We start from the raw sequence: 13,547 nt of genomic DNA on the forward strand, positions 1-13,547 counted from the left end.
AAACAGCCCGATGGACATCACTCTCGAGCGCATTCGACGCTCTGCGCATCCGCAATGAAACGGGCAATAAGCAGCGCTAGCCACGCCGTGACTGACATCGGAAGCTGTGCTCTAGATGCTCCGATCAGGAGGTCTTGCACGGTGAGCACGGAGATGAGGCTCCACTCGACCGGCGCAAAGAAACCGAGAATCGACGAGGTGAAAGCGAGCTGCTTGTCGATCCGGATAGCATTTCAACGCGATGGGATTGGCGTTACGGCGCGTTCCGGATTGGCCCGCAGCGAAAACGCTATTGTGCTCTAGGCTACACTGTCACAAATAGTAGCTGTCAACCCAGATGTTACATGGGCGTTGCGCTGGCGCGTTGCGTCACCTCAGAGCTTACCAAAATGTAACGGCTTTGCGCAGCATTTCGGTCGTAGAGGCAAACTTGCCTTCGCCTGGATGCAGACGTTCCGATCATCATTTTCTCGCGCCACCTAATCCCACGGCAACGCCCCGAAGCCGCTGTTCGTTCGAGGACTGCGATTGTAGTCGGTCGACCCGCGCCAGTCGCTTCGGGGCGGGCGATCTTCTGGACAATATTGTTCGCTATGATCTAGCCCCTTCCGCCAGGGCGCGTATCCTGCTCAAACGAAGTTGCCAGCGCAAAAACGAAAGCTAACATCTGGAGTGGCCGCGGTAGCGGCTCGGGGGGGATTCGCTTGAAGATCATCAACTGCGGGAACGGCCTACATGTGCGCGAGGTGAAGGGCATTGAGACCCTGGCTTCATTGCCTTCGCACTGGTTCGCCTATACCAACCTCGACCTTGCTACCGCGCCCGGCTCAAGCCGCGAGATCGACGTCATCATCGTGGCGGACGACCGCATACTCGTCGTCGATCTCAAGGATTGGTTCGGCCCGATCGAGAGCCGCGAGGGGCATTGGTACAACGCCGGGCGGGACCATGGCCCGTCGCCGGTCGCGAAGATTTCTGCCAACGCGCGCCACGTCTTCATTCAGCTTGAGGCCCACCTCAAGCGCCACACCAAGGGCGCAAAGCCGATCGTCCCAAGGGTACAGGGCCTTGTGGTCCTGACCAAGGCCACAGACCTCAGCGGCATTTCGGAGACCGAGCGGCGGGCGGTAATGCCCGTCGCGGCGTTCACTTCTTCGCTCAAGTCGGTTCCCAAGCGGATCGAGGTGTTCGGCAAAGGGCCACCCGCTGGCATCCTGACCTCGGCGGAGTGGAAGGACCAGCTCTCGAAGTTCTTCAATATGAGCAAGGGCGTCTTCGTACCTGGTCGGCGAACCTATGGTGGCTTCTATGCCACGTCCGCCGCACCGGTGTTCGAGCACCACGAGGGAATCTTCGCGGAGTTCGAGGCGAGCGACGAACGGCAGTCGCCAACCCTCGGAGTCCTGCGGCTGTGGGATTTCTCCAAGGCGGAAACTCGCTTCCAGACCGAAGAAGGACGTAGCGAGATCGCCGGTCGCGAGCAGGAGGTCATCGCCTACCTGCAGGACCGAAGCGAACAGTGCGACAGCGTGATTGTCGGCGGTAAGACGCGCGACCCGACCTTCGGCGTACGATACTGGGAGGTCTATGACCGCCGGCGCCGGCTTCACCGTCTGACCGATTTTGGCAGCTCCGAGCTAGCTGACCTTAGCCGGGTCGATCGAATCGAACTGGCTCGCCAATTGCTCTCATCCCTCGACGCGCTTCACCTCGCGGAGGCAGCACACCTCGACCTGGGACAGCACAGCGTCTGGGTGCAGCGACCGTCGACCGTTCGGCTCTCGCACCTGATGGCGGCAAGCTACCCTGATGTTCGCTCGCTCGGCGAGTCGCGCTTCCAGTTTCTATCAACTGGCAAGCTGCCAGAGGACCTCTTCGGAGTCGAAACAACCCCTAAGCGTCGCGACGTGTTCCTCGCCGCTTCCGCCATTCACCGCATCCTCCTGGGCACGGGTCCTGCAACATCGAGCGGAATTCCCGAGTGGGACAGCGCGTCTGACAAGGCATCCGACTACGTCGAACTGTACGGCTGGCTGGCGTCCGCGCTCGCGCCCGACCCAATGCACCGGTTCAAGGACGCGGGGGACGCGCTGACGGCCTTCAACGCTGCAGTCGCCATCCGGCCCACGCCTGCGGAAGTCATAGAAGGGCTTGAGCGGCATCGCGGCGCGATCAAGAGTCAGATGGCGCTCTTCCAGGCCTATCCGCCCGCCGAGATCCTTCGCGACGACGAGACGCGCGCCTTGTGGCGCTCCTGTAAGGACGGTCGCGAGGTCCTGGTAAAAGTCTGGAAGCGCGCTTCGTGGGGCGACCAGAAGAAGGAAGGATCGCGCATCCTTGATTTCCTCGATCAGCTCGCCGAGCTCTCGGCGGTCGAGCCCGAGGGATGCGCGAAAATTCTGGGTGCGATGTGGCTGGGCGATGCGATCGTCATGATCCAGGAGTGGATCGATCGCCCCGACCTCGCACTGTTGATGGCGGAGCCCCCGGAGCAGTTTGGCGAGGAAGCGCGGCTTCAATTGATCGACGCTCTCGCCCGGCGGGTCGAGGAGTTGCACACTCTTCGCCTGGCGCATGGCGACCTCAAACCTGCTAACATCCTCGTCGATCCCGCAGCACCGAGCGACCCGGTTATCGTCGACCTGAGTGATTTTACGACGGCCACCGAAGGCGACACTGTAACTGCGCGCTATGCCCCCGGGAGCGGCGGTCGCTTCGAACGCGATTGCTTCGCGGTCACAGTCATCGGCGAGGAGCTCCTCGCCGGAAGCGATTCAAGAATATCCGGCCGCCTGCGCGAGGCAATCGCGAAGGTGCGAACCGACGACCCGGCGAACGCGACGTTGCTTCCCTTGATCGATGTGCTGGCAGCCGGCGAGCCACACGATGCGGACTTGGCGACGATCAGGCTCGCTAGCCCACACGTAGGGGCAGGCCCATTGCTACCGGATGAGGGCCATTATTTCCTGCGCCGCGCCCCCTGGGGACGCACGCTCATTATCCGCGGGGCCTGCGAGGAGCTTGAGGTCAGCATCGGGGCTGACGGAAAGCCCTACCGGCTCAACCGGCGCGCTCTCGAGCAGTCAAGGATCAGGCTTTTCCAGAGGTTCGAGTTCGCGTCACTCGAAGCTGCCATCATCGTCGAGGACGGTCCAGTTACCAATCTGGAAGACCTCACTCCGTTGCTCGAACGCGAGGATGTCACCGCAGCCCTGGTTCCGACGCAGCCCAGGGCGACGGAGTCCGAGGTGAGCGCGGAGGGCGAGCAGCTCGCCGAAGAACGCGACATCATTTCAGGCGAGTCGCCTGAGGACGACCTGATCGAGGCGATCGCTGCTGAGCCACCGCCGAACGGTCAGGTAGACGTGGCGATGCTGTGGGAGATCCTCGTCGATGCCGAGCGGGAGTTGGTCACCTATGGGCAGGTTGCCGAGGACAGCGTCTTCGACATAAGCATCAACCGGCATAAGGTTCAGTTTGACCTGCTGAGCGGGTCGTTTGACTACAATCGGCGCGACCGTGTCATGGTCGAGCGCGAGGACCGCCGAGGCAATTGGCGGCCCGTCGGCCAACTCGACCTCCAGCGATCCAAGCCTGACACGCTCTATCTGGAAAGCATGCGGCCCGAGCAGCGAAACGGACCGCCGCTAGTCGAGGAGGGCGACGAGCTTCGCTTCCGGAGCCGCATGGAGGAGACCAGCCTCGACCGTCGCCAGGCTGCGGTCAGGCGGATCGTCGGGCGCACCTCGCGTACGCGCAACCTGATCGGAATCCTCGATCCTCGCACCGCGGCAACACCGCAGTCGTTGCCCGATCGCCAGCCGGTCGAAAAGTTGAAGGAGCAGTACGAGCTCAATGACCAGCAGGCCGAGGCTTTGTCAGCTGTGCTCGCCACACGCCCGCTCGCCCTCGTGCAGGGACCGCCGGGAACAGGCAAGACCGTCTTCATTGCGGCGTTGGTCCATGCCGCACTCACCTTGGGGCTGGCGCGCAATGTCCTGCTCGCAAGCCAAGCGCATGAAGCGGTCAACAATGCCGCCGAGGCCGTGCTTAAGCTCTTCGCTCGGGCGGGTGAGATACCGAGCATCCTTCGCGTCGGCAACGAGGGTGTTGTCTCAGACCGCCTGCTGCCATTCCACGTCGAGCGCGTCGAGCAGCTCCAGAAGGATAGGTTCCGTGCCGAGATGCGCGAGCGCTTGGCCGTCGCCGCCCAGGGACTGGGCATTCCAGAGGCGCTGACCGACGCGCTGACCCATGTCGAGCTTGCGATAAGGCCCGTCGCGGCCCGGCTGGCCAGCTTGCAGGACGAGGAAAGTTCGGCGCAACGAATAACGGCGCTTCGCGAGACAATCAGCCAGCAGATCTTGCCGCTTGGCATAGACGACATTCTGCCCGCTGAGCTGTCGGCCGAGAAGATTGTCACGACGATTGTCGGCGCCTGCCTCCAGGCCATGCCGCAGGACGAGCGCCCGAGCGCTGACCGTGTTGCTAGGTTCCAGGCAGTCGCAGCGCTGGCGCGCGACTTCGTGGGAACGGTCTCGACCGAGCAACGGAGCCTCGAAACTTTCCTCGCCGGAACGCGCCAGATCGTCGCTGGGACCTGTGTGGGGCTCGGCAGGTCGGCGCTTGGCTTGACCTCAACACCCTTTGACCTCGTGATCGTCGACGAAGCGGCGCGCTGCACCGCCAGCGAGCTCGCGGTGCCGATCCAGGCGGGCGCATGGATCGTGCTCGTCGGCGACCATAAACAGCTTGAGCCACAGCATCCGGAGTCAGTGGTCGACGAAGTCGCCGAGCGCCTCGGCGTGGGCGTGGCGGAGGTAGCGAGGAGCGACTTCGAGCGCGTCTTCGAGACACCCTATGGGATTGCCGCGGGTCACACGCTGCGACGGCAATATCGCATGTTCCCCCCGATCGGAGAGATTGTCTCGCGGTCATTCTATGGCAAGCGCCTTGAGCATGGTCGCATGACGCCGATCATCGACGCAGAAGCGCTCCCTGCCGACCTCAGCGCGCCTGTCACGTGGTTCGACACGGCGCCGTTTGGCGAGCGCGCCAAGCAAGCCGATCCCAATCATCGCAAGAGCCTGACCAACACGGTTGAGGCAGACGTGATCGTAAGCCTTCTCAAGCGATGGAGCGAATGCCAGTTGTTCCTCGACTGGCTTGCCCAACAAGCAACGCATGCCCATGGCATCGGGATCATTTGTGCCTATTCGGCCCAACGTGACCTCGTGAGGCGCAAAATCGCCTTGGCACCGATCCATCCCTCGCTGCGAGCCGCGCTGAAGGTGGACACTATCGACAGCTACCAGGGCAAGGAAAACCCCATCGTGATCGTGTCGCTTGTTCGCAACAATTGGGACGGGCCCACACAGGGCGGCTCCAAGACAATTCGGCCTGGATTCCTCGCAAGGCCCAACCGCATCAACGTCGCGATCAGCCGCGCGATGGACCGCCTTGTTATCGTGGGTAGCTTGAAGCGATGGGAGGAGGCAGGGCCGATGGACCGGATCGCGCGGGCCTTTGCCAGTAACGTTGAATACGGGCACGCAAGGGAAGTAGATGCAATGGCTTTACTGGAGAATCGGCTCAACGCCGCGCCCAACGATGGCGCCTTGGAGAAGGCACAATGACCGTCCAGCCCCGCAGTAAGCTGACGCTCGGGCCCGTGCGCGAGGGGCTCGTCGAAGAATCCGAGGACGGCCCGCTCCAGTTGGCGACGCTCGACCTAACGCTGCCCTGCCGTCGGTTCGTCGTCGAGCACAAGGTCGCTGATGTCGGCAAGGTTTCCGTGACAGCCGAGTTTCTAATTCGCTTCGTTCGCGCGATGGGAAGCTGTACAGAGGAAGCGGTCCAGTCCTTCTTCGGATATAGCCGGCGCGAGATGGCCTACGTTTTCCACGAGGTCGAGGACGCCGACTACATCCGTCGGAGCGAGGGCCGCATTACGCTGACACAGACGGGGCTTTCGCTCTTCCGCCCTGGTGTCGAAGAACCACTGATCTACGAGGTCGAGCGCAAGATCGCACGCGTCGGCTTCGACCTCATCTCGCTGGCGCCCGCCGAAAAGAAATTTCTGAGCTACTTCGAGCGGAACCTTCCCGAGCTGCCGCTGGCCGACGTTGAGCAAGTCAGCTCGGCAACGGAAAGGGTGCCGTCGTCGTTCCGTCGGTTCTTTCGCGAGTTCGCGCTGAAGATCGATCCAATCTCGACCCCTCGACGCACGCTCTATTCCATCGACGGGGTGGCGGCCGAGGAGCGCTTTTCGACGCTCGTGCGCGTCCGGTTGGTGTCATCGGGGCTCAAGCCAACCTTACCCGACATCGACCTTTCCGAATGGAAGTCAGACTACGAGCTGTCAGATCGTGAGGCAGTGGGGCTTGCGGTCGCCGAGATGGTCGAGCGCATGGCTGTTGCGCGGCGGGAGGACGATGGCGAGGCATACCAACTCCTGATCCAACTTGCCCCAGACTATCTTAAGGAATGGACGCGCCGCGATGGGTTAAGCGTGCAGCGCTTCTATCGACACGCCTTCACGAGCCACGGCGACGTCCGTGTTGACCGCCCGACGGTGCCGATCATCGGCAGCCTATTCACCAAGGAAAATGCGCGTAGGCTGTTCGATGTCGCAAGCTACGGCCTGCGCAAAACGCGCCACGCCGCGGTTGCGATCTATTGGGTGGTGCCCCAGGCCCCACTTTGGGGAAGCACCTCGATCATGGCCGAAATCGTCGAACAGTTCCGCGAACGGATCAATCGCACGAACGAGGATCTCGGCGTGCGGCAGAACGTAGAGTCGATTTCGTTGACCGCACAGCGCGCCGAACGCTGGGTGAAGGAAGCCTTCACGCGCGGGTATGGGTCGAACGCCCGTGTATTTCCGGGCGGGTTCGAAATGCTGCTCGTGCCGGGTGCCTTCGTCGCTGCAACGGTCCACGCGCCGATCGGCCAACAATCGGGCTTGCCGGTCCCTTTGGGCTTTGCGAGTTTCGACCCGCGCGTGTTGGCGCGTGCAGGCGAGTTGCTCGATGCGAACGCCGAAGCGTTCAAACTCGGTGACGTGCTCAGACGAAACCTTATCGCGCCGCCGGCAACGGAAACGACGGAGGACAGTGCAGGAGAGCAAGGCGCCGCGCCCGCCTCAGAATAGCAGGCGCACCCCTCGTTTTACCGAACGGCAGACATGATCCAGAAAAGACAGCAGCCGCTTCGTGTCGCACGTTGTTGACAACTCAAAGCCGTCGAAAGGGGTCAATGCATGACGTGATCAAACCAAGCATACTTTTGAGCGGCATCATCGACACGGAAGCCTGTTGAAAAAGTCCGGGTCGCGGTTGCCCATGGCGTTTGCGTAGAATGGCGCTCCGCGAAGACTCCAAAAATGAATCCTGATTCCATGCAATGAGCCGGGGGGGAACAGGATTCTATCATCGGTGGCGACTGTGCAGTGCGTCGCGTTGAGATGGCCGCCCCTGGCGATGTCGGTCACGGTCGGACTTTCGCTCGCGATCATGGTGCACGCCTTCGCCCCCGGGTCTTGGGGTGGCTGGTAAATGAGATGTTCCGGTCAGGGCGCCCCGCCTCGCGGCAAAGCTGGCAGAACCGCACCTTGATCAAATCTCAGCGCATGCAGCTATGGTCCTTGCCGAGGCGGTCAACCAGAGCTTGGATATCAGATCCACGTGACGCCGGCAGGTCTGCCAACCGTGAGCGCCCATCCCACGCAGCGGGTTCGTTCTTCGGCCTACTGCTGCCCGGCGGTAATGCGCCTCGTGTCGACTATAGAGACAAACCTTGCGGCGCCCGGAAGCAGACATTGCGGCTGACCATGATGGACGTCGCGGTCGCGCCATGAGCGGCTCCTGAGGGACAGGGTATCGAGTGACCGCAGTGGGGCCGGAAGCGGACTGTCGGGTTTCGGTGTGCCACGCCATCGTGCGGTCGACGTTTCTCTGCGGTCTTCGCGGCCGCATAGTGCTTGTCACGTCGAATACTAGGTTAACTTAGGGCCGACGGTCGGGTTGGTTCGAAAAGTCCTAGCCGCCGACTGCCAGCCCTTGTGCAACTGTAAGAACGTCCCATGCGATGGATTAATCTCGTGAAAATATGTCAGCAATGCAGACCATTTAATTGTTGACACGAATGCACGATATTTTCAGTGGACGGACACTATCTCCAGTATTTACTACAAACTTGAGTCATGTCACTAAACAAGGCAGCGGCATTTTACGCCGACTGCATTCGTTTTGAATCGAGCAGCGGCATTGCCCAGACGCTGTCGCTCGGAGCTCACCGCTAGTCCGGAGTGCTACAAGGCCCCAGTGACCAATCCCCTGGGCCCCATAAGCCCGCTCTGGTCGAGTTCTCCCAAGACGACCGGGCGCGCAAACACAGGACCGCGTTAAAATGTCCGCAAATCTTACGTTTTACCCCGTGGGCAATGGCGACATGGCACTTGTTGCCCTCGACAACGGCCAGAACATCCTCATCGACGTCAACATCCGCGCGTCGGCGGATGGTGAGGACGAGGATGTCCACGATGTTGCACAAGACCTGAAGGACCGGCTACCGCGCGATGACGACGGACGCCCATATGTCGACGCACTCCTCATCTCGCATCCAGACGTCGACCATGTCAGTGGCCTGCGCAACCACTTCCATCTCGGGCCGCTGGACGAGTACCCGCAAGACGAGGACGACGACCGAATCCTGATCCGGGAAATGTGGTCATCGCCCATCGTTTTCCGCCGTGCTAGCTCCCAGCACAAGCTGGGCGACGACGCCAAGGCATGGGCGAAGGAAGCGCGGCGGCGCGTCGCTCTTTTCCGCGAAAAGGGACTTGACGGCACCGATTATGGCGACCGGATCCTGATCCTCGGCAAGGACCGTGACGGCAAGACCGACGACGTCATGGAGATCGTCATCCTACAGGACGAGTTGATCACCGCCGTCAACCGCAACGAGGACGGCCAGTTGGAGGCGCGGTTGCTGGCCCCGATCTACATCGACACGGACCAGGAAGACGCCGAAGCGCTGATCGAGCTACTGTCGAAGAACAACTCATCGGTGATCCTGCGGTTCTCGATCATGGCCGACGGCACCGACGACGCCTGCCGCTTCCTGACCGGCGGCGATGCTAGCGTCGAGATTTGGGACCGCCTGTGGCGACGCCACAAGGACACCAATCCTGACTGGTTCAGCTACGACGTCATGGAAACCCCGCACCACTGTTCGTGGCGGACCCTGAGCCATGATCGCTGGTCGGAAATGGGCGAGGACGTGAAGGTCTCGGCGGATGCCCGCAATGCCCTGTCGCAGACCCGCAAGGGTGCCCACATCGTCGCCAGCTGCAACCCGATCAAGAAGGAAGAGCCGAATCCGCCGCACGAGCGTGCTAAGCGCGAATACGTCTCGATCACGGCATCCGACCGGTTCCATTGTACCGAGGAATACTGGGAAATGAACTCCCGCCCCGGTCGAGTTCTCGATCACCCACGCCGGCCCTTCCTTCAGCCACCGAGTGGCCGCCAAGAAAGTCGCAGCAACGATCGGCATTTCCGCGATCCCCACGGTGGCCCGGGGCCATGGGTCGCGGGGCCGCAGGTAGCACGCCCGTGGCCAAGGCTGACATGCAGCGACACGCAGAACACTTCCTGCGTGTCGTAACAGGCTATCCCTACGTCGTCAGCACCGGTCTCGCCGGCGTTGACGATGACCAGGCCGTCCTGACACTCGAGCTCGCCATCGAACTGCCCAACGCGGCCAGATTGGACGGGCAAAGCCAAACGGGCGTGATGGCTGTTGAACGCGTCGACGTGGTGCTGCGCGACGGCTACCCGCGCCGGTGCCCTTTATTCCGGCTTCGGGCTGACTTCCCGGCGGCCATGCCCCACCTCGCCCCGGGCGATGGAAAGTCCCTTCCTGTGCCGTGCCTGGTCGACGTCCGGATGAATTCTTTGCCCAGCATGACCTCGTGGATGCGGGCATCATGGCGATCATCGAGCAGATGTGCATCTGGTTCAAGCGAGCCGCGATCGGCAGCCTTGCCAATGCCAAGCATGGCTGGGAACCGGTCAACCGCGACATCGTGCTCCATGAAGTCGTGGTTGACCGCGAGTATCTCCTCGCCAAGCGGATCGGCAAGGATGCCGGCAGCGTCTGGCTTCGCTCGAACTTCATACGGCGGCTCTTCCAGCTCGACTGCGAGGATTCACTGGGTGTGTGGGTCGGAACCGAGCTTGCTCCGAAGATTGGCGACAAAACGCAGTTTCCGTTCGAGTTCGAAACCCCGGACAAGGCCGGAAAGACCGTCACCGCCGTGCTCTGGCCCAGCCACAAATCCATCAGCCAGGACATCCTCGCCGACGACGTCACCACGCTCGGGCAGCTGGAAGCGCGGACGGACGCCTACGGCATGGGAGACCAGTTCCGCCAGTTGCTGGCGGATCTGGAAAGGCGCTTCGAGAAGATGTGGTCATCATCGCCACTGCCGGTCGCGGTGATCCTTTGCGTCCGCCGGCCGTTCCACCTGATGGGACGGGCCTCCGACATCGAGTTCATGGCCTACTGGTTCAGGTTCCATCGCCCAAAAGCGGTTAACCCGCCCCGGGCTTGAACAAGGGCGATCCTGTATTCCCGGCGCGTCAGGTCGACATGCCCTCCGCTGCCTTGTTTCGCCGCTTCACCGGCGCTCCCGAGATCCCCGACACCAGCATTGTCGGCTGCGGTAGCGTGGGGTCCAAGGTCGCGTTGCACCTGGCGCGAACGGGCGCGCGCATCCTCGCCGTGACAGACAATGCGATGTTGAAACCCCATAACATGGCGCGCCATGCGCTCGCACGCGATCCGTTGCCGTACTTCAAGGCACCGGAACTTGCGGCCGAGCTCGGCAGTCTAGGCGAGCGGCCGGCATCCCACATCGGCAATGTCATTGCCTCGCTGGCCAAGCCCACCGACCTGTTGCGCGTCGTTCCCGAGCAGACTGGGTTGGTTGTCAACACAACAGCCTCCCGCTTGGTCCGCGAAACCCTGTCCGGATGCGCCGGCGGCAGGATTAAGGCTAGGGTGGCCGAGGTCACCCTGTTCGGCCGCGGCGACGGCGCCTTCGTGTTCGCGGAGGGCGATGCCGGCAGGCCGTCCCTGTCGCAGCTCGAGGCGAGCCTCTACGCCACCGTCTCCACAAGGGAACGGCAGTTGCTCTTCGATCCGGCGATAGGGCTCACGCAGGTGCAGATCGGTGAGGGGTGCGGTTCGCTGGCCATGCCTATGACCGATGCGCGGCTTTCCGCCATGACCGCCATGGCGACCGAGGAACTCACCCGCATGGTAACGTCTGGTGCGGGCGGCGGAGGCACAGGTCGCGATCGGCGTAAGGGACCGCACCGGACTCACGACCATCTGGCGCCGGATGCAGGTACCCGCCTTCCACCGCGTGAAGGTCGAGGGCGGCGACTGGACCCTCGACATTGGCGATGATGTCGTCCGCCGGATCCGCGATGAGATCACGGCGTACCCCGCCGTCGAAACCGGCGGCCTGCTGATCGGCACCTGCAATTCGCGTCTCCGCGCGATTACAGTCGTCGACATCCTCCCGGCGCCCGAGGACAGCACGCGCAGTGCCAGCCTGTTCATGCTCGGCACCAAGGGCCTGAAGAAGATGGTCGACCAGCGATTCCGGGACAGCGGCAGCAGCCTTTTCGACGTCGGAACGTGGCACAGCCATCTCGCCGACCAAGGCGCATCGGCCCTCGACTGGAAAACCGCGCAATCTCTCGCAGACGAACGACCGCCGCCGGCCGTGCTGCTGATCTGCACACCTAAGCGGCTCCTCGCCATCACCGGCACGACTGGAGCCTAATCATGGACTTCCTCGATACCTACTCCCTCAAAGCCCGGCTCTTCCCTGCCATTCTGACGGTCGCGCCGGCGATCATCCTCTGCCTGCTCTGCGCAAGCTGGGTCGATCCGGGTTTGCCGGAGGCGGTTGCCACCGTGGCGGTCATGGTACTGTTCTTCGCGGCTGCAAACCTTGCTCGCCGATTTGGAACGGCCAAGGAACGTCAGATCTTCGCCGCCACAGGCGGGCGGCCGCGGAATACCGAACTGACGCACGCAGATCCGGCATTCCCGGCGAGCCAGCGGACACGTTATAGGGAATACCTTGCCGGCCAGCTTGGGCTGCCGGCCCCTACCGCCGACGATGAGCAAAGGGATCCAGAAACCGCGTGGGAATTCTACGGCCAAGCCTATGGGTGGTTGCGCGAAAACACCCGTGATAGTGAAACATTCAAGCTACTTTTCAATGAACTGATCAGCTACGGCTACTACCGCAACCTCTTAGGTCTAAAACCGGTTGGAATCCTTCTAAATTTCCTGTCCCTGGGCGCGGCCGCGACGATTGTCTACTACCAGCCTGGATATGCCTCCCTAAGCACCGGCAAGCTCGTTTTGCTGGGCGGTCTGTCGGCCCTCCACCTGCTCTACTTCCTTTTTGGCGTAACCAGGAAGGCGATGCTTGAGGCATCGGCAATATATGCCCGTCAACTCGTCCTTAGCACGGAGACCCTCATTAAGCGGGCGTAAGGATGTTCGATTCTTGTCAGTATTGCCGCTGCATTCGACCGCTAGGTGACTTCGGCATGTCTTGAAGTAGCGTCCGGTATTGGGCGGAGGCGAAGCATGGCTGAATGTCGGACATGGAGGCGCATTGCCACCCGGCCGCTGCCAACCCCCCCCAGGCTCTAGTCCTCGCTCTCGGCGAAGAAAACTTTCATTCCGGCGCTACTCAAAATGAGCGCCGCACCGAGGCCCTCCCCGGACGGCATTCAAAACGGTCCCACCGGCTCAACGCGATATCTCTTATCGAACTCACGCACCATTTCGAGCGTTGCCTCAAAAGCACTCTGATCAAACATCATCGATTTTTCTGCTTCGTGAAGGTAACGCCAGTCGGTGAAGGCATTTTGGTGCTGATACAGAATGTGACGAATGCTGTAGTCGATGTAGAAATTGGGATGGTACGGGACCACTGACCTTTTGAATTCCGCGTCGAGTTTCTCTTGGCTTTCGGGCTTTAGGCTGTCAAACAGCTTCACAAGGTTGTGCGATTTGACAACTTTTGGATCATCGTGGTCGAAAACGAACCACGCTTTGAGCGCCAACTCCATCGATAGCGCTAAAAGGATCGGTTCAACACCGACGTGTTCGCGTTCGCTCGGCTCTGCAAGCTCTCTGAATTCTGGGCCTGGAAAGCTCTGTGTTTTTCGGAGAATCGCCTTTGCGGCTTCCCCTATCCGAATGGCCGTCGATAGCCGTGCACTCATTCGAGGTCCATTGGATTGATGTAGACTGGCTCAGACCTAAGCCGAGACGTTGCAAGAATTTATGGCTTGGAGCCAGGTGTCGCGGACTTACTATCATTCGGACGAACTCGCTGGGCTATGTCAACTCGTCTGCACTCAATGCGGGCGTCGGGCTGCTGAGCAGTCCGTCCGCTTTCAGGATTTCCTTTAAAGTGGATGAACGGCCGATATGCTGAAGGGTTT

Annotated in this window: 8 protein-coding genes and 1 pseudogene; 8 read left to right on the forward strand and 1 reads right to left on the reverse strand. The window is 61.5% G+C overall.

Annotation, left to right across the window (positions count from 1 at the left end; translation table 11 throughout):
* Positions 1-704: 704 nt before the first annotated feature.
* The 8 genes and pseudogenes from AC0NIH_RS31275 to AC0NIH_RS31310 all read left to right on the forward strand — a co-directional run bounded on the left by AC0NIH_RS31275 (position 705) and on the right by AC0NIH_RS31310 (position 12,585).
* Positions 705-5,636 (forward strand): AAA domain-containing protein, encoded by a 4,932-nt coding sequence (locus tag AC0NIH_RS31275; RefSeq protein WP_473469333.1) that lies wholly within the window; start codon positions 705-707, stop codon positions 5,634-5,636.
* On the forward strand, positions 5,633-7,153 hold the full coding sequence (locus AC0NIH_RS31280) for a hypothetical protein (protein WP_473469331.1): 1,521 nt from the start codon (positions 5,633-5,635) through the stop codon (positions 7,151-7,153). The genes AC0NIH_RS31275 and AC0NIH_RS31280 overlap by 4 nt, the downstream gene beginning before the upstream one ends.
* Before the next feature lie 1,256 nt (positions 7,154-8,409).
* Positions 8,410-9,669, forward strand: a complete 1,260-nt coding sequence (locus AC0NIH_RS31285) for a ComEC/Rec2 family competence protein (protein ID WP_474025118.1) — start codon at positions 8,410-8,412, stop codon at positions 9,667-9,669.
* Positions 9,633-9,899, forward strand: a pseudogene (locus AC0NIH_RS31290) (hypothetical protein); the annotation flags it as partial. The gene AC0NIH_RS31285 and the pseudogene AC0NIH_RS31290, both read left to right, overlap by 37 nt.
* 92 nt (positions 9,900-9,991) lie before the next feature.
* On the forward strand, positions 9,992-10,618 hold the full coding sequence (locus AC0NIH_RS31295) for a hypothetical protein (protein WP_473469342.1): 627 nt from the start codon (positions 9,992-9,994) through the stop codon (positions 10,616-10,618).
* A complete protein-coding gene (locus AC0NIH_RS31300; protein WP_473469326.1) occupies positions 10,615-11,478 on the forward strand; it encodes a ThiF family adenylyltransferase in 864 nt (287 codons plus the stop codon). The genes AC0NIH_RS31295 and AC0NIH_RS31300 overlap by 4 nt, the downstream gene beginning before the upstream one ends.
* Positions 11,435-11,860 (forward strand): hypothetical protein, encoded by a 426-nt coding sequence (locus AC0NIH_RS31305; RefSeq protein WP_473469324.1) that lies wholly within the window; start codon positions 11,435-11,437, stop codon positions 11,858-11,860. Before AC0NIH_RS31300 ends, AC0NIH_RS31305 begins: the two co-directional genes overlap by 44 nt.
* 2 nt (positions 11,861-11,862) lie before the next feature.
* Entirely contained in the window at positions 11,863-12,585 is a 723-nt protein-coding gene (locus AC0NIH_RS31310; protein ID WP_473469322.1) for a hypothetical protein, read from the forward strand.
* Positions 12,586-12,827: 242 nt separating this feature from the next.
* Here AC0NIH_RS31310 and AC0NIH_RS31315 read toward each other — a convergent pair whose 3' ends face one another.
* On the reverse strand, positions 12,828-13,325 hold the full coding sequence (locus AC0NIH_RS31315; protein WP_473469319.1) for a hypothetical protein: 498 nt from the start codon (positions 13,323-13,325) through the stop codon (positions 12,828-12,830).
* Positions 13,326-13,547 lie beyond the last annotated feature (222 nt).

Source organism: Mesorhizobium sp. WSM1386 (assembly GCF_055901595.1).

What these genes read in the sequence shown, in the direction of transcription:
- AC0NIH_RS31310 (WP_473469322.1), top strand. Translation starts at nt 11,863, where the DNA reads ATGGACTTCCTCGATACCTACTCCCTCAAAGCCCGGCTCTTCCCTGCC.
- AC0NIH_RS31280 (WP_473469331.1), top strand. Translation starts at nt 5,633, where the DNA reads ATGACCGTCCAGCCCCGCAGTAAGCTGACGCTCGGGCCCGTGCGCGAG.
- AC0NIH_RS31315 (WP_473469319.1), bottom strand. Translation starts at nt 13,325, where the DNA reads ATGAGTGCACGGCTATCGACGGCCATTCGGATAGGGGAAGCCGCAAAG.
- AC0NIH_RS31285 (WP_474025118.1), top strand. Translation starts at nt 8,410, where the DNA reads ATGTCCGCAAATCTTACGTTTTACCCCGTGGGCAATGGCGACATGGCA.
- AC0NIH_RS31295 (WP_473469342.1), top strand. Translation starts at nt 9,992, where the DNA reads ATGGCGATCATCGAGCAGATGTGCATCTGGTTCAAGCGAGCCGCGATC.